The sequence below is a fragment of the Sulfuritalea sp. genome, assembly GCF_017302275.1.
Taxonomy (GTDB): domain Bacteria; phylum Pseudomonadota; class Gammaproteobacteria; order Burkholderiales; family Rhodocyclaceae; genus Sulfuritalea.
In genome coordinates this window covers 21,616-45,577 of record NZ_JAFLDR010000034.1, presented here as the reverse complement: position 1 = coordinate 45,577, position 23,962 = coordinate 21,616, and the positions used below count along the sequence as shown (strand labels likewise).

Sequence of the window (23,962 nt, the reverse complement as noted above, 5' to 3'; positions counted from 1 at the left end):
CTGGAGTCGGAGCGATGAGGGCCACCATCTACCTTCCCGGCGATGCCGCCGCCCTGGCCCTGGGTGCCGATGCCGTGGCCGACGCGATCGCCGCCACGGCCGCCGCGCGCGGCATCGAACTGCGCCTGGTGCGCAACGGCACACGCGGCATGGTCTGGCTGGAGCCGCTGGTCGAGGTGGTCACGCCGCAGGGGCGCATCGCCTATGGTCCGGTGACGGTCGATATGGTCGGCAGCTTGTTCGCCGCGAATTTTCTCGCTGGCGGAGACCACCCGCTGCGGCTCGGGCCCACCGAGCAGATTCCCTGGCTGGCGCGGCAGGAACGGCGGGTAACCCAGCGCCTGGGCGTGGTCGATCCGCGCTCGCTGACCGATTACGTCGCGCGTGGCGGCGGCGAAGGCCTGCGCCGGGCGCCTGCCGTTGCGCCGGCCGCGATCGTGCAGGCCATCGCCGATTCCGGCCTGCGCGGGCGCGGCGGCGCGGCCTTTCCCGCCGGCATCAAGTGGCGCACCGTGCATGACACGGCAGGGACGCAGAAGTACGTGGTGTGCAATGCCGACGAGGGCGATTCCGGCACTTTCTCGGATCGCATGCTGATGGAGGGCGACCCCTTCTGCCTGCTCGAAGGCATGGCCATCGCCGGACTCGCGGTGGGCGCGAATCGCGGCTATATCTATGTGCGTTCGGAATACCCGCATGCCATCGCCGCGCTGCAGGCGGCCCTGACGGCGGCCGGCGATTTCCTCGGTCAATTCAAGATCGAGGTGCGCAAGGGCGCCGGCTCCTACGTTTGCGGCGAGGAAACCGCGCTCCTGGAAAGCATCGAGGGCAAGCGCGGCATCGTTCGCTCCAAGCCGCCGCTGCCGGCGATCGAAGGCCTGTTCGGGCGGCCGACGCTGATCCACAACGTGATCACCCTGGCCAGCGTGCCCGACATCCTCGCCGGTGGCGCGGCGGCCTATCGCGACCTGGGCATCGGGCGCTCGCGTGGCACCTTGCCCTTCCAGCTCGCCGGCAACATCCGCCATGGCGGCCTGGTCGAAGTGCCATTCGGCGTGACCTTGCGCGAACTGCTTTACGACTTCGGCGGCGGTTCGCGTTCGGGCCGGCCGCTGCGCGCGGTGCAGGTGGGCGGGCCGCTGGGCGCCTATCTTGCCGAGCCGCAATTCGACACGCCGCTGGACTACGAGGCCTTTGCATCCATCGGTGCCGGCCTCGGTCACGGCGGCATCGTCGCCTTCGACGACACGGTGGACATGGCGAAACAGGCGCGTTACGCGATGAAGTTCTGCGCCATCGAATCCTGCGGCAAATGCACGCCCTGCCGCATCGGCTCCACGCGCGGCGTTGAAGTCATCGACCGCATCCGCGCCGGCGATGCCGCGCAAATTGAATTGCTGGAAGACCTCTGCGAAACCATGGTGCAGGGCTCGGCCTGTGCCATGGGCAGCATGACGCCGATTCCAGTGATGTCGGCCCTGAATCACTTTCCGGAGGATTTCGCATGAATGCTCCGCAGGAACTCAACATGGCTGGCGCAAGAGTCGGCGCTGGCGATACGGTGACTCTGGAAATCGACGGCATCGCCGTCAGCGTTCCGGCCGGTACCCCGCTCTTGCGCGCCGGTGTTGCCGCCGGCGTGATGATCCCCAAACTGTGCGACAGCGAGGGCCTCAAGCCCTTCGGCTCCTGCCGCCTGTGCCTGGTCGAAATCGAGGGACGCAAAGGCTATCCGTCCTCCTGCACCACGCCGGCCGAAGCCGGCATGAAGGTGCGCACCCAGTCGCCGCAACTGGCCAAGCTGCGGCGCAATGTCATGGAGCTTTATATCTCCGACCATCCGCTGGATTGCCTGACCTGCGCCGCCAACGGCGACTGCGAGTTGCAGGATATGGCCGGCGTGGTCGGGCTGCGCGAAGTGCGCTACGGCACCAGTGACGCAAACCCGGGAGAGAACCATTTCACCGAAACGGCGAAAGACGAATCCAACCCCTACTTCAGCTACGACCCGGCCAAGTGCATCGTCTGCAACCGCTGCGTGCGCGCCTGCGAGGAAACCCAGGGCACGTTTGCGTTGACCATCACCGGGCGCGGCTTCGGCTCGCGCGTCACGGCGGGGCAGGGCGAGTCCTTCATGGCCTCCGACTGCGTTTCCTGCGGCGCCTGCGTCAAGGCCTGCCCGACGGCGACGCTCGTTGAGAAGACGGTGATCGACCTGGGCCAGGCCGAGCGCAGCGTCGCCACCACCTGCGCCTACTGCGGCGTCGGCTGCGGCTTCCGTGCCGAGGTCAAAGGGACGCAGGTCGTGCGCATGGTGCCCGCCGACGAGGGGCGTGCCAACGAAGGCCACGCCTGCGTCAAGGGCCGCTTCGCCTGGGGCTACGCCACCCACCCCGACCGCGTCACCAAACCCATGATCCGCGAGAAGATCAGCGATCCCTGGCGCGAGGTGTCGTGGGAGGAAGCGCTGAGCCATACCGCGAAGGAATTCCGCCGCATCCAGGCCAAGCACGGTACCAACTCGATCGGCGCCATCGTCTCCAGCCGCTGCACCAACGAAGAGGACTACCTGGTACAGAAGCTGGTGCGCACCGCCTTCGGCAACAACAACGTCGACACCTGCGCCCGCGTCTGCCATTCGCCGACCGGCTACGGCCTCAAGCAGACCCTGGGCGAGTCGGCCGGCACGCAGACCTTCAAGTCCGTCGAGCAGGCCGATGTCATCGTCGTGATCGGCGCCAACCCGAGTGACGCCCATCCGGTGTTCGCCTCGCGCCTCAAGCGCCGCGTGCGCGAGGGCGCGCAACTGATCGTGATCGATCCTCGCGCCATCGACCTGGTGAGTTCGCCCCATGTGCGCGCCGCCCATCACCTGCAACTGCGGCCCGGCACCAACGTCGCCGTGCTCTCGGCCATGGCCCACGTCATCGTCAGCGAGGGTCTGGTCGATGAGGCTTTCGTCGCCGCGCGTTGCGAAGCGAAGGCGTTTGCCGACTGGCGCGAGTTCGCCGCGCGGCCGGAAAATTCGCCTGAGGCGCTGGAGGCCGCCAGCGGCGTGCCGGCTGCCTCAGTACGCGCCGCGGCACGCCTGTACGCCACCGGCGTGAATGGACGCAAAAACGCGGCGATCTACTACGGCCTGGGCGTCACCGAACATTCGCAGGGCTCGACGGCGGTGATCGCCATCGCCAACCTGGCCATGGCCACCGGCAATGTCGGCCGCGAGGGCGTCGGCGTCAATCCGCTGCGCGGACAGAACAACGTGCAGGGTTCCTGCGACATGGGCAGCTTCCCGCACGAGCTGCCCGGCTACCGCCATGTGTCGGACACGGCGACGCGCCAACTCTTCGAGCGCGACTGGGGCGTACAAATCCAGTCCGAGCCCGGCCTGCGCATTCCCAACATGCTCGATGCCGCCCTCGACGGTTCCTTCATGGGCCTCTACTGCCAGGGCGAGGACCCGGCGCAGTCCGACCCGAACACGCAGCACGTCACGGCGGCGCTGGCCGCGATGGAGTGCGTGGTGGTGCAGGACCTGTTCGTGAACGAAACCGCGAAGTACGCCCATGTCTTCCTGCCCGGCGCTTCCTTCCTCGAAAAGGATGGAACCTTCACCAACGCCGAGCGCCGCATCTCGCGCGTGCGCCGCGTCATGCCGCCGCTGGCCGGCAAGGCTGACTGGGAAACCACGCTGGCGCTGGCCAAGGCCCTGGGTTACGAGATGCACTACGCACACCCGAGCCAGATCATGGACGAGATCGCGCGCCTGACGCCGAGTTTCGCCGGCGTCAGCTACGCCAGGCTGGAGCAGATGGGTTCGATCCAGTGGCCCTGCAATGATGCGGCGCCGGAAGGCACGCCGACCATGCACGTGGATGCGTTCGTGCGCGGCAAGGGCCGCTTCCTGGTCACGCAGTACGTGCCGACCGACGAGAAGGTCACGCGCCGCTTCCCCCTGCTGTTGACCACCGGCCGCGTGCTCTCGCAGTACAACGTCGGCGCACAGACACGGCGTACCGCCAACACCGACTTCTATGCCGCCGACCTGCTGGAGATCCACCCGCATGACGCCGAGGAGCGCGGCATCCGCGAAGGCGACCGCGTCGCCGTGGAATCGCGCGTCGGCCGCACCCTGTTGCCGGCCACCGTCACCGAGCGCGTGGCGCCGGGCGTGGTCTACACCACCTTCCACTTTCCCGAATCCGGCGCCAACGTGATCACCACCGAGAACTCCGACTGGGCCACCAACTGCCCCGAGTACAAAGTCACGGCGGTGCAGGTATCGCGGTCCGGCGGCGCATGAAGCCGGTCGAACAAGGCCGCGTCTGGCGCGAGGGCGTTGCGCGTTCCGACCAGTTGGCGGTCGAGACACCGGTCGCCTTCGAATACAACGGCATCAGCCATGCCGTGATGCTGGCGACTCCATCCGACCTTGAAGACTTCGCCGTCGGCTTCAGCCTGTCGGAGGGCATCGTGGCGCGGCGCGGCGACATCTTCGGCATCGAGGTCGAGGAATCCGTGGCCGGCATCACCTTGAAAGTCGAAATTGCCGCCGGCGACTTCATGCGCCTCAAGGAGCGTCGCCGCAGCCTCGCCGGGCGCACCGGCTGCGGCCTGTGCGGCACCGAGAGCCTGGACCAGGTGCTGCGCGAACTGACGCCGCTGCCTGCCGGCGAGGCGTTTCCGCTGGACGCGCTTTACGCCGGGATGCGCGCGCTGCCGGAGCAGCAGCGGCTGCAGCAGGCGACCGGCGCCACCCACGCCGCCTGCCGCGTTGGCCGCGACGGCGCGATCAGCCACGTGCGCGAGGATGTCGGCCGCCACAACGCGCTGGACAAGACCCTGGGCGCCTTGGCGCGCGAGGGCATCGATGCCTCCGGCGATGCGCTGATCATCACCAGCCGCGCCAGCGTCGAGATGGTGCAGAAGGCCGTCGCGCTGCGCGTCGGCACGCTGGCGGCGGTGTCGGCACCGACCGCCACGGCAGTTCGGCTTGCGGAGAAATTCAATCTGGCCTTGTTCGGCTTCCTGCGCGACGACCGTTGTGTCGGCTACACGGCGCCGCAGCCGAGCCGTGAGGTGCTCGCATGAATCTGGAAAAGCTGATCGCCATGGCCAACCAGATTGGCGCCTTCTTCGAAGCCATGCCGGATCGTGAGCAGGCGGTGGCCGACGTCGCCAGCCACCTCAAGCGCAGTTGGGATCCGCGCATGCGCCAGCAGATCCTCGCCAGCCTGGGCACCGCCGACGAGGCGCGGCTCAAGCCGCTGGTGCGCGAGGCACTGCGGCGTTTGTAAGAGTTATGCGAAGCGGTATCCCGCGGGACGGCGCCGGGACTACGGCGATTCCGCCGGTGGCCCGGCCAGACTGGCACGATGCTCGCCGGCGGTGCCGGCGACATGGCCCGCCCACCAAAGGCTGAGGAAGGTTTGCAGTTCCTGCCGGTCGAAGTTCGCGGGTGTGACGATTTCGGCGGCGAGAAAGTTGAACTCCTCGACTTCGTTGCGCAGCGAATCGAGCCCGGCAAATCCCCGGGCCGCCAACAGCGCCTCTTCGGCGGCGAAGTGCGCGCGGGCGAGCGCCATCAGTTCCTCGAAGGCGAGATCGAAACGGCGGTCGGCCTCGGGGTCGGTGTCGGGACCGTCCGCCGCGAGGCAGTCGCCCAGCGCATTGCAGCGCGCCAGGAGATCCCGATGCTGGGCATCAAGGATTTCATTGCCCACGGCGTGGCGCGGGTTCCAGTCGACACGGTTTGCCATGGTCAGAAGCCCAGGGATTCGACCACCGCCACCAGGTCGGCGAAGCTCGCCGCTTCCAGCTTTTTGGTCAGCGCGGCCTTGTCCAGGCCCTCGCACTCGAAGCGGGTCAGGCTCACCTCGAAGGGCAGCTCGCGGATTTCCAGCGGCGACATGAAACCGATGTGGCAGATGTGGGCGATGCAGCGGCGTTCCGGCTCGGTGAGCTCGACGCCGTGACGGCCAATCAGCTCCATGTAGCGCTCGGCGGTGCGGTTGAGACGGCCGCTGATCTCCATCGCGTTCTTCAGGCCGTCGGTGTGAATGGCCAGCGGCGGCCCGAAGAACACCGGCGTCTTGCCGACGTGGCGCGTTTTTTCGTCGCGCGTCAGCGCCGGGGCGACCCAGGTCGGGTCGCCGCGGAGTGGCTTTTCCGGTGTATCGGACATCGGCACCGGATCAGTGCGGGATGGGGTGCAGCTTTTCGTGGTCGGCGTTGGCCATGCCGCGCGGCAACTGCGGCGAAGGCTCCGGTTGCACCTGGATGAAGCCCTTGTTGCGCGCGCCGTCCTGGACGTTGTGCGGGTTGTGGCACTCGGTGCAGGTGAACCAGCGCTTCTTGCCGGTGCTGACGAATTCGCCGATGCGCTTGCCGTGGATGCCGTCACGCCAGTCGCGCAGCTTGTCGCCGTGGCACTTGCCGCACAGGAGCTGGGGCTGGTCGAAGCTGACCGGATCGCCGAAGTGGTCGACCAGCATGTTGCGCTGGGTCGTGTGGTGGCAGTCCATGCACCAGATGCGACCGCGGCCGTGCTGGAAGTTCGCCAGGTCGGGCACCATTGCTTCCATGGTCGGTACCGGTGCCGGCTTCTTGTCCTTCGGCAGCTTGGGCGGATTGAAGGCCGGGCCGACGCCGTTGTGGCAAGAGACGCCGCACATCGGCATCAGCGCCAGCTTTTCCGTGCGCGGCTTGACCACCGCCTTGCCCTCGGCGATGTCCAGCCCCGGCATCTTGCCCATCGGCACCGTGCCGTCATAGGGGTCGCCGTACCACAGCGCGGCGCCGGTGGTCGGCGAACACTTGACGTTGGGCCAGCCGGGTTGGACGTCGCGCTGGGTGAGCTCGGAGGCGCCCTTGCGGCTTTCGAAACATTCGAGCGGCGTTTTTGCCGCCGCCGCTTCCTTGGCGGGTTCCGCCGCCTTTTCGGCGGCGGAGACGGCATAGAACGCGCCGCCGCACAGGGCCAGGATCACGGACAGGGATGCGAGCTTTCTCATGATGGCAGCCTCACTTGACGGCGGCCGCCGGGCCGCCGTGTTTGATCTCGCCCAGCAGGATGCCGATGGCGCCCTTGAGCAGGATGGTCAGGATGAAGAAGCCGAAGGCCCAGATGCCCAGCACCATCAGCCACTCGACGAAGCTCGGGTGGTATTCGGTGACTTCGCCGATCGGCGAGGGGATGTAGCCGGGGACGATCAGGCCCATGCCCTTCTCGATCCAGATGCCGGCGAAGGCCATCGCGCACGGGATCCGCAGCTTGTCGAAGTCATTGCGGAACGACGGCATGAAGAACATCACGAAGGCGCCGATCATCAGCACCACCGAACTCCAGAACCACGGTACCAGGGCGGTGAGGCCGTGCAGGCCGAACATCAGGTAGTAGAGCCCGTTGGCATGCTCGGTGCGGGCATAGAGCTCGATCACGACTTCCGACAGGGTGAGGAAGATGGCGATGCCCAGGCAGAACTGGACGATGGTGGTGAGCAGCTTGATCGCGCTGTCATCGACCCAGAACTTCGTGTTCTTGCGGATGATCAGGAAGATCAGGATGATCAGCGCCGGGCCGGCGGCAAAGGCCGTGGCGATGAAGCGGATCGGCATCATGCTGTGGAACCACATCGGACGCGCCGGGTTGTTGGCCATCAGGAAGGCCGTCACGGTATGGATCGACAGCGCCCAGGCGATCGCGACATACACCAGCGGGATGAACCATTTCTGGTTGACCGGGTTGCCGGTGTATTTGCACCACAGGTAGTAAAAGCCGCAGACGAAGTTGAGGATCAGGTAGCCGTTCAGCACCATCACGTCCCAGCCCAGCATCGACGAGAAGCTGTAAATGCCGCGCGGCGGAATCATGTGCCACAGGCGGTCGGGCCGGCCCATGTGGGCGAAGACGAACACCATCACCATGATCACGGCGGTGATTGCCAGCATTTCGCCCAGCACGGCCACCTTGTGCATGCCCTCGTGGTGATAGACATAGGCCGGGAAGACGATGGTCACCGCCCCGGCCGCCACGCCGACCAGGAACACCAGGTTGGCGAGGTAGAGACCGTCGCTGATCTGGCTGGTCATGCCGGTGACGATCAGGCCGTCGGTGTTCTGCAGGTAGAAGACAAAAAGCATGGCGAGGATGAAGGCGGAAAGCACGCCCATCCAAGTGTAGAACTGCTTGCCGCCCTTGAGGACGTAGCGCGTGTAATCGGTCAGGAAGCTGGTCAGCACGGTCCGCTCCTCAATCGTAGAAGTAGAAGAATTTCGGGAAGGTGTTGAGCTCGGCCTTGAGGCGGAACACGTTCTTGCGCTCGAGGATTTTGCTCACTTCGCTTTCCGGATCGAGCAGGTTGCCGAACTTGCGCGCGCCGACCGGGCAGACCTCGACGCAGGCCGGGTAGCGGTTGTGGCGGGTGCGCTGCAGGCACCAGTGGCATTTCTCGACCACGCCGCGCATGCGCGGCCGGTTGCCGAGATAGTGGGTCACCGGGTTCATCTCTTCCTTCGGCAGCACCGGCGTGGTGAGGTTGAAACGGCGTGCCCAGTACGGACAGGCATTCATGCACATCTTGCAGCCGATGCACCAGTTGTAGTCGATCACCACCGGGCCGTCGCCCTCGCGGTAGGTGGTGCGCACCGGGCAGACCTTGACGCAGGGCGGCTTCTCGCACTGCATGCAGGCGATCGGCATGTAGGTGGCGTCGGCTTCGGGCACCGCCTTGGGGTTGTAGTGGTACTGGCCTTCGAGCACCTGGCCGGCCGGCGTGTAGGCGTTGCCGCCGACCTGGATGCCGAGGCCCTCCGGGTAGCCGTGGTTCATCTTCTCCTGCTCGAACTTGCCGCGCTCCATGCGCAGCACCTGGATCCATTCGATCTTTTCGCCGGGGCGCGGGCCGCGCGACTGGTTGTTCTCGGCCACGCAGGCATGCACGCAGCGGCGGCAGCCGATGCATTTGCGGATGTTCAGCGCGTAACCCATCAGCATGCCGGGCTGCGCCTCGGTGGTGTCGACGCTGACTTTCTTGCCGTATTCGTCCGAATAGCGCCTTTCCAGCCGCAGGCGCGCCTCGTTCTTCTCTTCGGTGGTCATCAGCCGGTAGTTCTTCTGGAAATGCTCGCCCCACTCGACCGCCGCGTTGGCGTTGTCCGACTGGGTCATCAGCGCCGCCGTGCCCATCAGCGAGGACAGGCTGAGCATGCCGCCGGCGCGGAGGAAGTCGCGACGCGTGGTCTTCAGTTGGTTCGCCGCGGGATCGGCGGATGCGGGCTGCACCGGGCAGTCGGATGGTCGGTCCTGGGCGGCGCCGGCGCAGGGCTTTTGGTTGATGGCCACGTCTTCCTCCAATAGGGGGGTAAATTGCGAAGCGGCAGGCTTCACGGCAAATTCGGCCACCATCCTGCATTGGAATGAGATGCGATGGTTTGATCGCGATCAACGGTAATCGCTAATATTGCGCCCGACGAGGGTCAAACCGGCGATTTTTTGCGCCTACCCGGGAAGTCGGCGCTGGCACTACGGCGATTTCGCGGTGCCGATGCCGTCCATGCGGCCGCGCAGCCAGGCGCCGATGTCGATGATCTCCTCGATGCACACCGAATGCGGCATTGGGTACTCGCGCCATTCCAGCGCATGGCCCAGGCGCTGTACCAGGCCTCGCGCGAGGATGCCAAGCGCCGGCGCGACCACCTCGTCCTCCGTGCCGTGGGCGGCGAAGATCGGCAGCCCGGCATTGGTGGCCGTGGCTTCGGCTTCGAGCAGGGCCGGGTTCGGGATGTAGGTCGACAGGACGATGATGCCGGCCAGGCGTTGCGGATGGGTCAGCGCGGTGGCGTAGGCGATCGCCCCGCCCTGCGAGAAGCCGGCGAGGAAGATGCGCTCGCAGGGCACGCCGCGCTGGTTTTCGCGTTCGATCAGGCGCCGGATCGCCTCCCGGCTGCGCAGGATGCCGGCTTCGTCCACGGTGCGCGTGTTGCTGTCCAGGGTGATGATGTCGTACCAGGCCGGCATCACATAGCCGCCGTTGCAGGTCACCGGGATCTGCGGCGCATTGGGGAAGACGAAGCGCATGGCCGGCCCATCGTCGAGGCCCAGTTCCGGCACCACCGGCACGAAATCCGAACCGTCGGCGCCGAGGCCGTGCATCCAGATCACGGAAAACCGCGGCGTTTCGCCGGATTGCAGTTCGATCGCGCTGAGCAGTTCATCCATGGCCCGATAATACCCGCCCATGAATTTCCTCGCCCACGCCCTGCTGGCCGGCGACGCCCCTGCCCTGGTGGTCGGCGGTGTCGTCGGCGACTGGATCAAGGGCCCGCTGCCGGCGGGCCTGCCCGCCGATCTCGCGCGCGGCGTCGCGCTGCATCGCGCCATCGACAGCCATGCCGAGACGCACCCCGCCTTCCGCCGCAGTCGCGCCCGCGTCTCGGCCCCGCGCCGGCGCTATGCCGGCGTACTGGTGGACATCTTCTACGACCACCTGCTGGCGAGCGACTGGGAGGCGCTGCAGCAGCGGCCCTTCGCCGAGTTTCGATACGAGGTTTACCGCGCAATCTCTGCGCGTTTGACCGATTTGCCGGAGCAAGCGCACGTCGGCCTGGAACTCATGGCGACGCAGGACTGGTTCCACAGCTATGCTCGGATCGAGGGCATTGCCGACGTCCTCCAGCGCATGTCGCGCCGTGCACGCAGACCCAATCCCCTGACGGGTGGCGAGGAGGAGTTCCTGGCCGACGCCGAGGGCTTTCGCGCCGACTTCCGAGAATGGCTGGCGGACGCCGGGCGCTTTGCCGGGGATTGGCGCTAGGACAGGGTAAGCCGGCACGGGGCCAGGGGTTTGACCAGGGTTTCGAACGCCTTTGCCCGCTCGCGATTGTCATTGTGGAAGCGGTTCCACTTGCGTGTCGCCGAGTCGTAATAAAGGGTGCTGCCGTCGATGTCGATCGAGCGTCCGGCGAGTTCGATGATGAAGCGCCCGCTGCCCTGATGCAGCGTGCCCTGGCGCAGGCCGCCTGACTGCTCGAGATAGGCGTTCAGCGCGGCATCGACCGGATACCTGCCGTCAGCGGGACAGGTCACCGGGGTACTGGCCTGGACCTGGGCCACCAGGGAAGCGATCTCGCGCTCGAAGCGGGCCATGCTCATCGGTTCCACGGCCGAAAACAAACTGACGGCCAGAAACACGCCCAAGGGTAACGCTGCAAGACGACCGCCCGTGCGCTGCCAGCCCGCGAGGCGGCATCGGCGCCAGCGCATGAACAGCAGATCCGCGGTCCGAAACACGATACCGGGTATGGCCAAGGTCAACACGACCAAAAGCGGATGCAGCTCATAGGGCCAGCGGGTGGCAAGGCTCTGGGCCGCCCACAGCACAAGGCCGACCCACGCCAGCAGCCATGCGACGCTGATTCTCAGCGGCCAGACCAGGCTTTTCCGCGCATCCGCCGACGGCGGCGGCGACGCGGTCAACTCGGCATCCGGATTCACTGCCATGTGCCGCGCTCCTGCAGCAGGACCTTGCTGTCCGCCGCTATCACTTCCAGCGTGCCTTTTTCGCCATCCGCGTCCTCCCACACGTAGTAGTAGTGCTTGCCATTGCGGAAACGGTAGCCCAGGAATCGGCAGGGCGTCACGCCGTCGGCGCAGGTGGTATGCAAGGATTTTCCGCGCAGGGCGATGGTGGCGCCGGTCTTCTTGTTGACGCCCCGGTAGCTCACCCGGTCGCATGCCACGGAGCCCACGCGGCAGCGCGTGGTGATTTCGACCACGTGGTTTTCCGTCTCCAGCGTGTATCGCGGAAAGTCCTCCGCGGCGTGCAGGAGGGTAGCGTGAGCGAACAAGGCGATGAGGCCGGAGGCTATTTTCATCGGAGCCACTTGCGTAACGAAGGAATCCAGTTCGCGCCGATGATGCCATAAGGGGCATGACGCGCTTTCGGGGTCTTCTCGAAATTGTCGTCGGTCATCGCTGACGCAAGCCGCCAGCGACGACAGCCGGCCCCCTCAGCCTGCCGGGCCGTGCCGAAAGCGCTTGAACCAGCGGCCAGACGCATAGGTCACGACTCCCATGGCAAGCACATGGAACGGCAGAAACAGAAAACCCAGCGCAGCCGTCGAGCCGCGCGCCGTCATGATGCCGTAATGGCCCCAGGCGGACAGCGCGACCATGGTGGCAAACGCCAACTGCAGCGCGAACTGGCGGCGCGAGGCAAGCGCTTCGCCGCGACGATCCGCCATCCCCAGGTGGATCAGGGCGAAAACGCCAAACAGCAGGAAGGGCGCACCGCCCAACAGCGTAAGCATCAAGACGCTCTCCTGCGGCGCGAACAGGCGCAGGTAGAAGCCTTCGAAGTACTGCGCCGGCGTCTGCGCGCGCCGTGTCGCCGCGACGACGAGGTCCACGGCAAGGGGCAGCAGCGCGCCAGTGGCCATGCTGCCCCAGTAAAGCTGCAGCGTGCGCCGCCGCGTGTTCCCGCTCATCGTGGTGCTCCCGCCAACGTGGCTAGCGCTTCCTGCGCGACCTGGCGCAGCGGGGCCGCGCCTGTCGCGGCGATGCCTTCCAGCGCCGGCCTCGCGGCGGCTGCACCAGGGCCGATGGCAATCAGGGTTTCGATGGCGGTGTAACGTATCAGTTCATCGTCGCCAGCCAGGAGCGCCAGGAGTTCGGGTACCACCGACGCGGCGCCAGGCCCGTGGCGCGCGATCTGCTGCAGGGTGTAATCCAGCGAACCGAAGCGCTTCCCCCCGCCGAGCATGTAGCGCAGAGCGCCCAACTCGCCCGCCGGCGGCAGCGGCCCATCAAGGCGGGCAAGCGCATGGCGCGCGCGCCGGTCCAGCCCGCTGCCTCGTTCCGCGAGCCTTCGCAGGGCGGGCAGCGCCGCCCGTGCCTGGTCGGCAGGAAGGGATTCCAGCGCCACGATCGCGGTGTGGCGCACATGATCCGCCGGATCGTCGAGAGCCGCGATCAGGGCCGGCACCACGGTGCCGGCCGGTACGCCGATCCGCCCCAGCGATGCGACGGCGCGGTCGCGCAACACGGCGTCGGGATCGTGCGCGGCAAGTGCCAGGTCGCCGCTCGCCGCCCGCGCCAGCAAGCCCAGGCTGCCAAGGCGTTCGGCGGCACGGCGGCGGGTGTTCATGCCGCGATCGCGCAGCGCCGCGCGGACGTGATCGCGGGCGGCCAGTGTGGCCGCCAGGTCGATGCGACTCAGCGCGGTGATCGCTCCCTCGGCGTCCGCAGCCTCCGCGCGGACCATGGACAGCAAGCGTGGCGCTGCCGCGGCGGCTGCCGGCCCGAGTTCCTGCAAGCGCCCAAGCGCCGCGCGGACTTCGGGCTTCTTCGGGCTGTCGAGATAAGCGATCAGTGCCGGCACCATCGCGGCGCTCTTCTGGTAGGCATAAAACCCGCCCGCCGCGACCAGCAGCAGCCACAGCGCCAGCAGATGCGCGAGAATCTCGCGTCGGCTCACGGCGGCAACCGGACGGGCGCCAGGGCGCCCGGCTGCGCGGTGCGCGGAATCAACGCGCCGTTCCACCAGCGCCGACTTTTTATGTCAATCGGCATGTCGTGCATCGACGAACTCCCGGAACGAACCCATCGCTGCGAAGTGTCGCCGCCATCAGAGCAAACCATGGGCAGAAAAGCAAGACGCCCCGGAAAGGGGCGTCTTTGCTTGGTTTTTGGCGGAGACGCAGTCCGCTCCGGGGTAGTCCGACGCAATCCAACGCGGTTCAGAAGTTACATACATAACAATAAGATACGCTGAATCGTTGTCCAAGGCCGTCCTGGACAATCCGGCCAAATCCAGCTATGATTTGATAGTCATTTTGATAGTCAATTTATTTGGCGGAGCAAATTTCATGGTACGTCGACAACAGCGTCTTTCGGCACTTCAGGTCGCCAAGCTGAGCAAGCCCGGGCTGTACGGCGACGGTGGCGGTTTGACTCTTCAGATTACCACTACTGGTGCAAAGTCCTGGCTGCTTCGATACATGATGGCCGGCAAGCCGTTCGGCATGGGCCTGGGGCCGACGCATACCGTGAGCCTGGCCGAGGCGCGCCAGAAGGCTCTGGACGCGCGGAAGCTGCTTATCGATGGCATCAACCCTTTGGTGGTCAAGAGGCAGGACCGTATCGCCGGCGCACTGGCCAGTGCCAAGATGATGACGTTCGACCAGTGCGCCGAGGCGTATATCCTGGCGCACAAGGCAGGCTGGAAGAACGCCAAGCATGCCGACCAATGGACAAACACACTCAACACTTACGCCAGTCCGGTGTTCGGCCACTTGCCGGTGGCCGAGATCGACACCGGCTTGGTCGTGAAATGTCTTTCACCGATATGGGAGAGCAAGACCGAAACAGCCAGTCGCCTGCGCGGTCGTATCGAGTCAGTGCTGGGGTGGGCCACGACAAGCGGTTATCGCACCGGCGAGAATCCTGCGCGCTGGAAGGGCCACCTGGACAACCTGCTGGCGACCATCAGCAAGTCCAGCAGGACGAAGCACCATCCATCGCTACCGTGGCAGCGTATTGGCGCGTTCATGTCGGCCCTGAGAGCGCGTGAGGGTGTATCCGCCCGCGCAGTGGAGTTCGCTATCCTGACAGCCTGTCGGTCAGGCGAGGTGCGCGGCGCCAAATGGACTGAGTTCGATACAGCTGGCAAGGTCTGGACGATACCCGCCGAGCGTATGAAGGCCAAACGTGAACATGAGGTTCCACTGAGCGATGCGGCGTTGGCCTTGCTGGAATCCATGCCGAAGGTTGGCGAGATTGTGTTCGCCGGTACGAAAAATCAGCTTTTGTCCGATATGTCGCTGACCGCCGTGATCCGACGCATGAATGGCGACGACAAGCCTGTCTGGGCGGATGCCAACGGTGAGGGAGTCACGGTTCATGGTTTCCGCAGTAGCTTCCGTATGTGGGCGGCTGAGACTACCAATTACCCGCGTGAGGTTGCCGAACACGCGCTGGCGCACCGTTTGCCGGATGCCGTCGAACGCGCCTACCAGCGAGGTTCGCAGTTTGCCAAACGTGCTGCATTGATGGCGGAGTGGTCCGTGTATTGCGCCACGGTGCAGACCGATGCGGTGGTCAAGCCGATTCGTGGCGCAACCCGGCGCTGAGGAAGTTGTCGCCTTGTAACGTAGCGTGAATGATAAAACTGGCGAGACCTAGGTAGAGCCAATCAACGAATCAATTCCCTCCTCGTCGAAAGTCTTCGCCGGACCGCACGATTCAAGTCTCGGCGACTACTTTTCGGCGGCGAACTTGACTTGGGCACTGAGCGCAAGGTGTCCACTGCTGTGATTCATCTCCATCAAGGTTCGACGGCAGGAATCCAAGTGGATGAGTCGCTCAGCATTACTCACCGACAGCCGGTTGGCTGGAGCGGACCCGTTCGCTCCTCGGAATGGCGGCACCCGGCCATTGGATATGCCGCTCGGGACAAACAATGTGCCACCACAGCGGGCCGGCATCTACCATAGCGGCGTGAAGTTCTCGGTGCGCAGTCACTTCTTCGGCGATGCGAAATACTTTCTCCGCTTCGACTTGTAGCTGGTCGAATCAAAGTGGGGCTTCAGCCACTTTGCCGTTTCCTCCTTGAGATACCCAGCGTCTTGATCTGAGCGTCCCTCATCGCGCAGCAACCGAACGATGTACCTGGCGTAGTGGTGATCAAACACCCGCATGAATTCGCCGAAATAGATGTCTGCCACGCGCTTTTCTCCGCGGATGACGAGCATGTTCTCATCGTTGATTCGCTGAGACGGCTTGCTGAAGTTCGCCGAGCCCGTGACGATCAACGGGTCGTCGCTCAGCGGATCAACGAGCATGAACTTGTTGTGGATATAGCGGTTGCGGTTGAGAGGATTGGAGCGTTCCGCCAGGAAATTGGCCAGCGCATCTTTTCCCAGATAGCCACCTGAGGCGAATATCACGTCGCGATCATGGCCGATAGACTCCTCCTCGCCCAGCGGATCATCTTTCAGGACATACCGGAGAACGTTGTTTTCCTGGTTAAGGACGTTCTGGAACACTGTATCGATGTTGAAGGCAAAGGTCATGCAGGAGACTTCCTTGGCTTCGGCGAATCTGGCGGCATACCAATCCAGAGTCTCGCTGCCGTCCTTGTCGTCCCGCGCCGAGAAAAGCGGTATGACTGAGTTCTTTGGCAGCTTCCCCGAGGGAATGGGCGTAGCAGCCCTGTTCGGAGCGCGCAGCTTGGTCGGCGTCAGGTTGTCGGCCAGCCGTTGCCAATAGTCCATGTATTTGGCCGCAATCTTCTTATCCCAGACTACGTGGCCGACATTGGAATGGCCGAAGATACCTCCCGCAGAGATATTGGTCGATCCTGTCCATACTGCGATGGGCGTATCGTCCTTGAGCAAGACGATGAACTTGTTGTGCCGTATGCCCTCGCTGACCGTCCGGGGTATGGCCGCGTCGTAGTCATCTAGGCCAGCGGCAGCAATTGTCGCCTCGTTCTCGGTCTTGTAGCTGCTCTCCGCGTCATAGACGATCTTCACGTCCGCCCCGGCCTCGATGGCCTTGGCGAAGGCATTCGCTACCGGTTGATAGTGAAACTCATACAGCGCGGCGCGAAGTCCCATGCCATCCCCCGCAAGTCCGATGAAGCGCACCAGCGCTTCAAACAAACCGCGCGACAGCCATTTCATTTCCTTCGATCGGGGATTCTCGGCATCCGGGTCGCGGTTGCCGAACTCGCGGGCGTAGGCTTGTGATCCTATTACGCCCCGGTTGAAGAAGACATCGTGGCGAGGGCTGTCGATGTTAGGCTCCGGCCTGTCTCCCTCGATTTCGGTAGTAACGTCGAGCGTCACCCCCGCCGCATCGTCTAGCTTGGGCTGCTTGACCTTTCCGAACAAGGGCACTATCCGGTATTGGTATTTCGTCCCTGACTTGGCGGTGTAGTCGGCCCAGAGAAAGCCCTGTATCGGGTGCTCAGCGGTCGAGACTGGGGTACCGGGCGGAAGGCCCTTATCCTTGTCTTTGAAGCGCTTGATGCCGCGCATCCAGTAGCGCTCGACTTCGTTGCCGTCCGTGTCGAGCTCAGCGCGCTCGATGGCATAACCCAGCAAATCCTTGCGAGTCGGCATCTTGCCGTTCAAGGTGTCCCATGCCAGGACCACGACGTAGGTTCCGCCGTAGGCGGCGGCTTTCAGTTCCGTACCTCTCTCCTTGACTCGCATTGCGCACCTCCATGCTTAGCATGAGGTTGTATTATTAATTCCGTATGACATATTCTGTCAACCCCACCGAATAGTTAGGGGACTTGCGCGAACATTCCCTTATGACGCATCATTCACTTGATTAGTGACTGGGAGAACACCATGCGGATCAGTCGCGGCGTTGCATGCCTTTTGGGGTTATCGGTTGCCTGCACATCGCATGCGGTGGATTCACCGCTTGCCCTGACCGTAGTCATCGAGGACGCTTGCCCTAGTGTTGTGCCACCGATGGATTCACAGTCTGCACTTGGGGTAATGGCTCTCGAGGGCTTAGCCTCCAGCCTGATTGGTACGGTAGTCGACGTGGCGGGCGCGTATTTTGCCGGCGTCGCGACGACGAAGTCGGTCGGCTTCAGAGGTAGCGCCAACGACACTTTTTATTCGATGGAGCCGACGGGCGATCTGTCCCTAGCGCGGGGTGGCAGTGGCTGTGTAGTTCTGTTCGTTCCCGGCAACGAGGCCAGCAGACCATGGTTTGACGCCGCGCGGCAGCGGTCCAAGTCCCCAGCGCTCACGCGCCTCGTCAGCCTTCCACAGTTCTACTTTGAGGCTGCCTTTGAGCGTTCGGCTAGTACGGCACAGACGCTGACGGTCCGCAGCCAGTTTCTACACATCACCAAGTTCCAGGAAACCGGCTGGTCCTACCGCGATGACCGCAATTATTCCGTGGCGATTACCTTGCGTAGCCGTGAGGACGGCCAGCCGTTTGGCTCACTCAGCTTCGACTACAGTGCTGTGCGGCCAGGTACAAGAGGTGATTCACAAGAGATCAGAAAGAATGCAGTTGGCCTGTCGGAAGTCGACCCGACAATCGAGGCAAGTATGAATTCAGTCGCTAGCTCACAGCGGGTCGCCTTCTTCCCCATCACGCCAGACATTGAGGCGGCCGCAAGTGCCCAGAGGATCGTAGCTGCTCCATATGTCAAGGCAGCGCGACTCAAGAACAACACTTCGCCGGAGCCGGTGTTGCTTGAACCAGAGTGGACCGTGCAGAGCATCCGAAAGGACACAACGGACAAGAGAAAGAATTTCGTGGACAAGCTAGGGGCGTACTGCGACTCACTCTATAAGCTCATCGAAAACGGAGGAAACCTACCTAAGGATTCGAGATGTCCCATTGCCCACCTAAAGACCTTAAATGACCTCGAGTACGCTAAGGCGGAATTGAAAGCTGAGTTGGAAAAAAAATGGGCCGAGGATTTCGTGAAGGTTGCCGCGGAGAAATGCGAGACGACTCCTCAGGGCAAAATCAAATGCACTCCGCCAGGGCCGAGGCAGAAAGAGTTCGGCGCATTTGCATGGGAAGCGACCGTGGTTGAAACGCGCGAGCCTACGGCGTTCGCTACAGCCGTCGCGAGCGCCTTCGCGTCGAACAAAGACAAATTCAAGAACGAATTGCAGAACGAATTGCTCCCCTCGAAGAAGGAGGAAGGCCGGCAGGCTGCGGAGAATGCGAAGCGCGATGCACTTGTGACCTTCAGGCTGGCCATGCTCAAGGTCGATGAGGCCGAGGCGAAGGTGGTTGAAGCGGCAGGCGAGCCACGCTCCGCGCAGTTGGTGCTGCAGGCAGAGGTTTTGCGCGCGAAGGTGGTGGCCAACTCGGCGGCCCGCGCCGCAGGCCAGCCTGTGCCCTTCGATATCTGAGCCTTGGCCAATGCACGGAGCACGAGGTGACTGCCAGTTGACGATGCGGGCGGCCTGCTTCGCGCTAGGTGCATTCTGTGCCGCCAACGAACCTCGGGCGCAAGGGAACGATGTTACATGGATGGCGGCACAGGCGGAACTAAGGCGAAGTTGCAGCGACGACGAGTCGCTCAAAATCTTGGGCGTGTGGCTGCAAGCATTGCCATCGGAGTCGCGAGCGGCAATCAAGGACCCGGTAGTCAGTAAAGAAGCGCGCGAGTACGCCAACTCCTCATCCAGAAGTCTGACGGCAAGCACGCAGCGAATCTTTCTCCGGGAATCCGTGTCCGGTGGGCATGTCGACTACGCCGCGCTCGACAAGGAGCTTGCCGAACTCAAGCGCGAATTCAAGTCCGTACAGCTTTCTAGCAGCCTACATCAAGCGTTGCAGGGTGGTGACCAAGGGTCTAGGTTGTACATGGGGGCAGCGCTGAGAGCGACAAAGCCAGTAAAGGATTGCTCGCTGTTATTCCGCAACTATCTCATCAGGCAAGACGAACGGCTCGAGTTCGTGCCGACGTGGCTTGCCCAATTTCGCCAGAATGGAATGCTCCTGCAAGTTCATCCGGGTACTGAAGCAGATGGCTCGGTGTTCACTGCACCTGGGCAAGGCTGCAGCCCTGTGCCTAAGCCTCCAGAGTTCTTCAAACTACAGCCCAATGGGCGCCTTGCAGGCAAGTACAGCTCGCTCGGCTTTCCTGAGGTCGTTGCGATTGCGTTTGCCAACTCTACTCTGTCGGTAACTTGGATCTGTTCAGGTGTGCTTATCGATCCAAAGTGGGCGTTAACGGCGGCACACTGCGTCGACGATGGCGTACGCGTGAGTGACTTCTCGAAGACCGTGGTCATGCTGAACGAGAAGGTGGCACGGTTGCGAGATGGAACAGGTATGGACACCCGGGCAACACTTGCCGGCCCCGCGCGTGTGCCCGACGCCTACACTGCTGCATTGCGCGAGGGACGCTCGCCGCAAGAACGTGGCGAGGTGGATGTTGCGTTGCTTGAACTAGCGAAACCACTGGGCATACCCAGGGTCCCCGACAAGGATGGACCCGCCGCACCCGGTGCGCTGTTGGGAACTCTAGCGGGATACGGGGCCACGCTGGACCGGCCTGCATCGGACCGTGTGAATCCCGGGCTCGACGTGGGCTGGCTAAATCTCACGGTGGGTGACACGTTGATCAGTTGGCAGGCGTCGGCGCAGCCTGGCGACACTGGTGCCGCAGCGAACGCGAGCTGCCCTGGCGACTCCGGTGCCCCAATCTATGTGCCGGTCAAAGACTCGGCGCCCGCATCTGACCAACCGGCCGTGGGCTGCATCGACGAGACGCGGCGGCTCATCGGGCTCGTTTCCTACGGCCAATCGATCAACAGGAGCTCTTGCCTGGTGACGTCGGCAGGAGCGGGTCCCAGGCTGTTGCCACACCTTCCGTGGATTTGCAGGGAAGCTAAACTGTTTTGCGAGTGAAGGACCGGGCGTGTAACTTCGCAGTACCGCGATGGACGGTACCAATTGCAAAGTGCAGGCTCTAATGGAAACGGACAACCATCAGCACGAGCAACTGGTATCTGCACGCCGGTTAAAGGCACCTGGCAGGCAGCTGTGGAGCGGGTCCGGCTATAGGCCGGGCTTGCTTGGTGGTATTGAGGATATTCTTGTTAGATGTCGGAGCCAGTTTGATGATCGACAACTGCGCCTAGTGCAACAGCCACAAGCGCAGGGTCCATGGATATGTGGACAGTCCGCCTGGCGGCGAAACGGGCAGCTTGCCGTGGGTAACGATAACGCTGTTATCCACCGCACTGCCCTCTGACCACAGATCCACAGACCCCCAAGAGCAAGATCCTTTTTTTGTGGGGTTCAAGGTCAAAAGCTCCTCGCTCAGAATCAAACCCGGATCGCGAGGTACTTTCCCCTTCAGGGATATCCGAGACTACGCGTCAGATTCAGCTCCACATTCTCCGGTCAGGTTGCAGCGCTGGATCAAGTCGCGAATGTCCTCAACCCGCCACGCCGTAATGCGCACTCCAAGCGTTCTCACCGGTTGCGGGTAGCGCCCCGATTTCACGCCAGCCCACCATGTCGACTTGCCGACAGGAATCAGTGCCGGCATTGGTGGAACGGCCTTGGGATTGCCAATGATCTGCGGCAGGCGCAAATAGCCGGTCTCAGGTAGTTGGTGCATTCGAGTCCCTCCAATCAGCAAGCCCACTTCGCCGTGTCCCTCGTTTCGACATAGACGACTTCCACGTTTCCATTCCGTTCACGTCACCGCAACAGCAACTGTGCGCGATCCCCCGGCGCGCGTACTTGTGAATTTCAGCGCATTGACTCGGCAAACGAATGCCCAACGAAGCGCTGCATCGACGGCCTTCGTTACCACGCATGGCAACGGAAATAGAGCTATGCATGGCAGGAAATAGCTCTTTCACGATAGGTGTCCGGACCATTCCGAAATTCCTGTTGAGCATTTGCTGAGTTCCTTTCCATCTGAGGCGGAGGTGGCTGGCTGCAAATTGCGTTCAAACCATGCCTGTACGGGAGCCTTACGTCGCCCGCCCTTCATGAATACGTAATTGCCTTCAAAACTGTCGGCGACCATGCCCTAGGCCAAATAGATATATCTATTTCGATGCCATTCAGCTAACAAAACAACGTCATTTGTCACATTGCCACCCTTTCATCTGACGAAAGGGGGGGCACCGTGGCGCTCAAACGGGGCAATGGTCTACAGGGCTGGGAGATTGCAGTTACAAAGAAACTCAGCGGAGAATTCCGACGACGTTCTCATTCGAGTTTTCCGGGGCGTTATTCCTCGTCTCTTAGAAGACGAAAGATGAGGCTCACCTTGCTTAGTCTGCTGTGCCGCATCAATTATGTGGTGCATTTGAACGATTGAGAGGTGAAAGGTTAAGGCCTACTCTGCTTTAAATAACTAAAAGCAAACTCTAGTTTTTTAGGTCTCCGGGTCGGCGACCATCCTCAAATGTGGAGAAAAAAATGGAATTCCTGATGAATCAGTGGTATGTGGCGGCCTTCGCCAAGGATGTAACCACTAAACCAATTAAGCAGATGATCGCTGGGCAGTCCGTGGTTCTATACCGAACCGAGGAAGGATATCCCTGCGCCTTGGACGATCGTTGTCCCCACCGCTTTGCACCCTTGCACAAGGGGCAGGTTGTAGGCAGCAATATCGAGTGTCCCTACCACGGACTGCAATTCGATGGCCGAAGCGGCTTGTGCGTTCTTAGTCCGCATGGAGACGGAAAGATTCCCAGTACTGCAAAGGTGCGTCGTTATCCTCTGGTCGAAAGAGATGGCCTAATCTGGATCTGGCCCGGGAACCCAGCACTGGCCGCTGCCGAGAAGGTGTTGGATCTCACCTCGTTCTTCGATGCTGAAAACCGGTCTTTGATTGCTGGATACTACAAGCTCAAGGCCCACGTCGAAGTGGTTCTCGACAATCTAATGGATCTGAGCCACGCGCCTTTTCTTCATCCGACCACGCTTGCGAACCGAGATGACGTCAAGGGCCTGCGTTTCGAAATGCTGCAAGAAGGTGATGTCGTCATTGCTAACCATTGGCTCAAAAACGTTTTGGTTTCCCCTCAGTTCAGGCCATTCTGGAAATTTCCAACACTTGATGCTGATGGCCGAGCCAATATGCGCTGGAATCCGCCTTCGAATCTTCAATTGGATGTCGGCTACACGGGAATTGGGAATTCTTCGGGAGGTGGAGTGGATTTGCACTTTGCACACCTTCTTACGCCTGCCTCGGACTCCGAGACTCATTACTTCTGGGTCTCAGCGCGCAATTTTGCAATCGGTGACGAAGCGGTGAGTGAATTTATGGAAGGTCAGGTCAAGCAGGCTTTCGAAACCGAGGATGAACCCATGATCGAGGCCGTGGCCGATTACATGGGAACTCCTGATCTCCTTTCCTTGAACCCGGTTCTTCTGGCCGGAGATGCGGCTGCTGTGCGAGTAAGGCGTGTATTGCAACAATTGCGACAGCGGGAGTGTGCACATGCACAGGCAGCATGAGGGTGATACCTCAGAAGAAAAGAACATCCTGGTCCGCATAATGCGCAAAGAAATTGTTGCGCAAAACATTGCGCGATTTGAGCTCGTTGCACGGGGAGGTAAGTCATTGCCGCCTTTTGCTGCCGGGGCACATATCGATGTCCACTTGCCAAACGGGATGGTGCGTCAGTATTCCCTTTGCAACTCGCCTGAGGAGACCCATCGTTATGTCTTGGGCGTGTTGCGCGACACTTCCTCTCGTGGCGGCTCGGTCGCTTTGCATGATCAGGTACAGGAAGGGGACGACCTGACTATAAGCCAACCGCGCAATCACTTTCCACTGGTTGCGTCATCCCGGAAATCGCTGCTATTAGCCGGGGGAATCGGTATCACTCCCATCCTTGCCATGGCTGAGTCGCTGTCAATGCATGAAGAGGACTTTGATCTGCATTATTGTGGTCGCAACGCGTCACGAATGGCCTTCACGGACCTGCTTCGCTGCGCCCGTTACTCGGATCACGTCAAGTATTATTATGATGATGGGGTGCCAGAACAGAGGCTGAACCTATCTAAGGTGCTCGCGTTTCCTTCGCCAGACACGCACCTTTACGTCTGCGGTCCTCAGGGATTTATTGAGGCCGTGAAAAGTTCAGCACAAGTGCATGGATGGCTCGCCAGCAATGTCCATTACGAATACTTTGGTGCGACTGCGGTAGCAGGGGCTGCTGACAAGGCCTTCTCCCTACATCTGAACAGTAACGGTAGCTTCGTGCTGGTGGCGCCAGGGCAAACCGCAATTGCAGCACTAGCGACCGCGGGGATAACAGTTCCAGCATCGTGTGAGCAAGGGGTATGCGGAACCTGTCTTACTCGGGTGCTGGAGGGAGAACCAGACCATCGTGACCACTATTTGACGCCGGCAGAACAAAAAGAAAACCGGCAATTCTTGCCCTGTGTATCAAGGGCGAAATCTGACGTTCTGAAGGTTGATCTTTAACA

General features: G+C 62.4%; 22 protein-coding genes. 10 read left to right on the top strand and 12 right to left on the bottom strand.

What is annotated here, in order from left to right; translation table 11 throughout:
• The first annotated feature begins 14 nt into the window (after nt 1–14).
• The 4 genes from J0M27_RS16320 to J0M27_RS16305 are packed head-to-tail and all read left to right on the top strand — an operon-like array spanning nt 15 to nt 5,297.
• On the top strand, nt 15–1,508 hold the full coding sequence (locus J0M27_RS16320) for a formate dehydrogenase beta subunit (RefSeq protein ID WP_294994011.1): 1,494 nt from the start codon (nt 15–17) through the stop codon (nt 1,506–1,508).
• Nucleotides 1,505–4,303 (top strand): formate dehydrogenase subunit alpha, encoded by a 2,799-nt coding sequence (gene fdhF / locus J0M27_RS16315; protein ID WP_294994003.1) that lies wholly within the window; start codon nt 1,505–1,507, stop codon nt 4,301–4,303. The genes J0M27_RS16320 and fdhF overlap by 4 nt, the downstream gene beginning before the upstream one ends.
• Nucleotides 4,300–5,091: a formate dehydrogenase accessory sulfurtransferase FdhD gene (gene fdhD, locus J0M27_RS16310; protein ID WP_294994001.1), complete on the top strand. Its 792-nt coding sequence runs from the start codon at nt 4,300–4,302 to the stop codon at nt 5,089–5,091. The genes fdhF and fdhD overlap by 4 nt, the downstream gene beginning before the upstream one ends.
• Complete coding sequence (locus tag J0M27_RS16305; RefSeq protein WP_294993999.1) at nt 5,088–5,297, top strand: formate dehydrogenase subunit delta; 210 nt, start codon at nt 5,088–5,090, stop codon at nt 5,295–5,297. The genes fdhD and J0M27_RS16305 overlap by 4 nt, the downstream gene beginning before the upstream one ends.
• A 39-nt stretch (nt 5,298–5,336) precedes the next feature.
• On the opposite strand, the gene J0M27_RS16300 is transcribed toward J0M27_RS16305, so the two are convergent.
• The 6 genes from J0M27_RS16300 to J0M27_RS16275 all read right to left on the bottom strand — a co-directional run bounded on the left by J0M27_RS16300 (nt 5,337) and on the right by J0M27_RS16275 (nt 10,240).
• Complete coding sequence (locus J0M27_RS16300; protein WP_294993996.1) at nt 5,337–5,759, bottom strand: hemerythrin domain-containing protein; 423 nt, start codon at nt 5,757–5,759, stop codon at nt 5,337–5,339.
• Between the two features lie 2 nt (nt 5,760–5,761).
• The gene (locus J0M27_RS16295; protein ID WP_294993993.1) at nt 5,762–6,184 is read right to left on the bottom strand and encodes a hypothetical protein; all 423 of its coding nucleotides are present in this window, start codon (nt 6,182–6,184) and stop codon (nt 5,762–5,764) included.
• 10 nt (nt 6,185–6,194) lie between these two features.
• A complete protein-coding gene (locus J0M27_RS16290) occupies nt 6,195–7,013 on the bottom strand; it encodes a hypothetical protein (RefSeq protein ID WP_294993990.1) in 819 nt (272 codons plus the stop codon).
• Between the two features lie 10 nt (nt 7,014–7,023).
• The gene (gene dsrP, locus J0M27_RS16285; protein ID WP_294993988.1) at nt 7,024–8,241 is read right to left on the bottom strand and encodes a sulfate reduction electron transfer complex DsrMKJOP subunit DsrP; all 1,218 of its coding nucleotides are present in this window, start codon (nt 8,239–8,241) and stop codon (nt 7,024–7,026) included.
• A 10-nt stretch (nt 8,242–8,251) separates the two neighbouring features.
• The gene (locus J0M27_RS16280; RefSeq protein WP_294993986.1) at nt 8,252–9,343 is read right to left on the bottom strand and encodes a 4Fe-4S dicluster domain-containing protein; all 1,092 of its coding nucleotides are present in this window, start codon (nt 9,341–9,343) and stop codon (nt 8,252–8,254) included.
• A gap of 180 nt (nt 9,344–9,523) precedes the next feature.
• Nucleotides 9,524–10,240, bottom strand: a complete 717-nt coding sequence (locus J0M27_RS16275) for a carboxylesterase (protein WP_294993984.1) — start codon at nt 10,238–10,240, stop codon at nt 9,524–9,526.
• Here J0M27_RS16275 and J0M27_RS16270 point away from each other — a divergent pair.
• The gene (locus tag J0M27_RS16270; protein ID WP_294993981.1) at nt 10,239–10,814 is read left to right on the top strand and encodes an ACP phosphodiesterase; all 576 of its coding nucleotides are present in this window, start codon (nt 10,239–10,241) and stop codon (nt 10,812–10,814) included. The two genes, J0M27_RS16275 and J0M27_RS16270, sit on opposite strands and share 2 nt — an antisense overlap.
• Here the strand turns inward: J0M27_RS16270 and J0M27_RS16265 are convergent.
• The 4 genes from J0M27_RS16265 to J0M27_RS16250 form a co-directional block, all read right to left on the bottom strand.
• Nucleotides 10,811–11,500 carry a hypothetical protein gene (locus tag J0M27_RS16265; protein ID WP_294993978.1) on the bottom strand — a complete coding sequence of 230 codons (690 nt, stop codon included), beginning with the start codon at nt 11,498–11,500 and terminating at the stop codon, nt 10,811–10,813. The two genes, J0M27_RS16270 and J0M27_RS16265, sit on opposite strands and share 4 nt — an antisense overlap.
• Nucleotides 11,491–11,874 (bottom strand): hypothetical protein, encoded by a 384-nt coding sequence (locus J0M27_RS16260; RefSeq protein ID WP_294993976.1) that lies wholly within the window; start codon nt 11,872–11,874, stop codon nt 11,491–11,493. Before J0M27_RS16260 ends, J0M27_RS16265 begins: the two co-directional genes overlap by 10 nt.
• A gap of 135 nt (nt 11,875–12,009) precedes the next feature.
• The gene (locus J0M27_RS16255) at nt 12,010–12,486 is read right to left on the bottom strand and encodes a hypothetical protein (protein ID WP_294993973.1); all 477 of its coding nucleotides are present in this window, start codon (nt 12,484–12,486) and stop codon (nt 12,010–12,012) included.
• Nucleotides 12,483–13,475: a HEAT repeat domain-containing protein gene (locus J0M27_RS16250; RefSeq protein WP_294993969.1), complete on the bottom strand. Its 993-nt coding sequence runs from the start codon at nt 13,473–13,475 to the stop codon at nt 12,483–12,485. The genes J0M27_RS16255 and J0M27_RS16250 overlap by 4 nt, the downstream gene beginning before the upstream one ends.
• A 301-nt stretch (nt 13,476–13,776) precedes the next feature.
• Between J0M27_RS16250 and J0M27_RS16245 the strand changes: the two genes are divergently transcribed.
• Nucleotides 13,777–15,129 (top strand): site-specific integrase, encoded by a 1,353-nt coding sequence (locus J0M27_RS16245; RefSeq protein ID WP_294993966.1) that lies wholly within the window; start codon nt 13,777–13,779, stop codon nt 15,127–15,129.
• Nucleotides 15,130–15,516: 387 nt separating this feature from the next.
• Here the strand turns inward: J0M27_RS16245 and J0M27_RS16240 are convergent, their stop codons facing one another.
• The gene (locus tag J0M27_RS16240) at nt 15,517–17,217 is read right to left on the bottom strand and encodes a phospholipase D-like domain-containing protein (protein ID WP_294993963.1); all 1,701 of its coding nucleotides are present in this window, start codon (nt 17,215–17,217) and stop codon (nt 15,517–15,519) included.
• Between the two features lie 141 nt (nt 17,218–17,358).
• Here J0M27_RS16240 and J0M27_RS16235 point away from each other — a divergent pair, with 141 nt between their 5' ends.
• Entirely contained in the window at nt 17,359–18,900 is a 1,542-nt protein-coding gene (locus J0M27_RS16235; protein ID WP_294993961.1) for a hypothetical protein, read from the top strand.
• A 121-nt stretch (nt 18,901–19,021) separates the two neighbouring features.
• Nucleotides 19,022–20,407 carry a trypsin-like serine protease gene (locus tag J0M27_RS16230; RefSeq protein ID WP_294993959.1) on the top strand — a complete coding sequence of 462 codons (1,386 nt, stop codon included), beginning with the start codon at nt 19,022–19,024 and terminating at the stop codon, nt 20,405–20,407.
• Nucleotides 20,408–20,873: 466 nt separating this feature from the next.
• Here J0M27_RS16230 and J0M27_RS16225 read toward each other — a convergent pair whose 3' ends face one another.
• Nucleotides 20,874–21,125: a hypothetical protein gene (locus J0M27_RS16225; protein ID WP_294993956.1), complete on the bottom strand. Its 252-nt coding sequence runs from the start codon at nt 21,123–21,125 to the stop codon at nt 20,874–20,876.
• 815 nt (nt 21,126–21,940) lie between these two features.
• On the opposite strand from J0M27_RS16225, the gene J0M27_RS16220 reads away from it, so the two are divergent.
• A complete protein-coding gene (locus tag J0M27_RS16220; RefSeq protein ID WP_294993955.1) occupies nt 21,941–22,984 on the top strand; it encodes an aromatic ring-hydroxylating dioxygenase subunit alpha in 1,044 nt (347 codons plus the stop codon).
• Entirely contained in the window at nt 22,968–23,960 is a 993-nt protein-coding gene (locus J0M27_RS16215; RefSeq protein ID WP_294993952.1) for a PDR/VanB family oxidoreductase, read from the top strand. Before J0M27_RS16220 ends, J0M27_RS16215 begins: the two co-directional genes overlap by 17 nt.
• The last annotated feature ends 2 nt before the right edge of the window (nt 23,961–23,962 follow it).

Bases quoted from the DNA above. Each gene is read 5' to 3' on its own strand.
- J0M27_RS16320 (WP_294994011.1), top strand. From the start codon at position 15: ATGAGGGCCACCATCTACCTTCCCGGCGATGCCGCCGCCCTGGCCCTG.
- fdhF (WP_294994003.1), top strand. From the start codon at position 1,505: ATGAATGCTCCGCAGGAACTCAACATGGCTGGCGCAAGAGTCGGCGCT.
- fdhD (WP_294994001.1), top strand. From the start codon at position 4,300: ATGAAGCCGGTCGAACAAGGCCGCGTCTGGCGCGAGGGCGTTGCGCGT.
- J0M27_RS16305 (WP_294993999.1), top strand. From the start codon at position 5,088: ATGAATCTGGAAAAGCTGATCGCCATGGCCAACCAGATTGGCGCCTTC.
- J0M27_RS16300 (WP_294993996.1), bottom strand. From the start codon at position 5,759: ATGGCAAACCGTGTCGACTGGAACCCGCGCCACGCCGTGGGCAATGAA.
- J0M27_RS16295 (WP_294993993.1), bottom strand. From the start codon at position 6,184: ATGTCCGATACACCGGAAAAGCCACTCCGCGGCGACCCGACCTGGGTC.
- J0M27_RS16290 (WP_294993990.1), bottom strand. From the start codon at position 7,013: ATGAGAAAGCTCGCATCCCTGTCCGTGATCCTGGCCCTGTGCGGCGGC.
- J0M27_RS16270 (WP_294993981.1), top strand. From the start codon at position 10,239: ATGAATTTCCTCGCCCACGCCCTGCTGGCCGGCGACGCCCCTGCCCTG.
- J0M27_RS16275 (WP_294993984.1), bottom strand. From the start codon at position 10,240: ATGGGCGGGTATTATCGGGCCATGGATGAACTGCTCAGCGCGATCGAA.
- J0M27_RS16265 (WP_294993978.1), bottom strand. From the start codon at position 11,500: ATGGCAGTGAATCCGGATGCCGAGTTGACCGCGTCGCCGCCGCCGTCG.
- J0M27_RS16260 (WP_294993976.1), bottom strand. From the start codon at position 11,874: ATGAAAATAGCCTCCGGCCTCATCGCCTTGTTCGCTCACGCTACCCTC.
- J0M27_RS16255 (WP_294993973.1), bottom strand. From the start codon at position 12,486: ATGAGCGGGAACACGCGGCGGCGCACGCTGCAGCTTTACTGGGGCAGC.
- J0M27_RS16240 (WP_294993963.1), bottom strand. From the start codon at position 17,217: ATGCGAGTCAAGGAGAGAGGTACGGAACTGAAAGCCGCCGCCTACGGC.
- J0M27_RS16235 (WP_294993961.1), top strand. From the start codon at position 17,359: ATGCGGATCAGTCGCGGCGTTGCATGCCTTTTGGGGTTATCGGTTGCC.
- J0M27_RS16230 (WP_294993959.1), top strand. From the start codon at position 19,022: ATGGCGGCACAGGCGGAACTAAGGCGAAGTTGCAGCGACGACGAGTCG.
- J0M27_RS16225 (WP_294993956.1), bottom strand. From the start codon at position 21,125: ATGCACCAACTACCTGAGACCGGCTATTTGCGCCTGCCGCAGATCATT.
- J0M27_RS16220 (WP_294993955.1), top strand. From the start codon at position 21,941: ATGGAATTCCTGATGAATCAGTGGTATGTGGCGGCCTTCGCCAAGGAT.
- J0M27_RS16215 (WP_294993952.1), top strand. From the start codon at position 22,968: ATGCACAGGCAGCATGAGGGTGATACCTCAGAAGAAAAGAACATCCTG.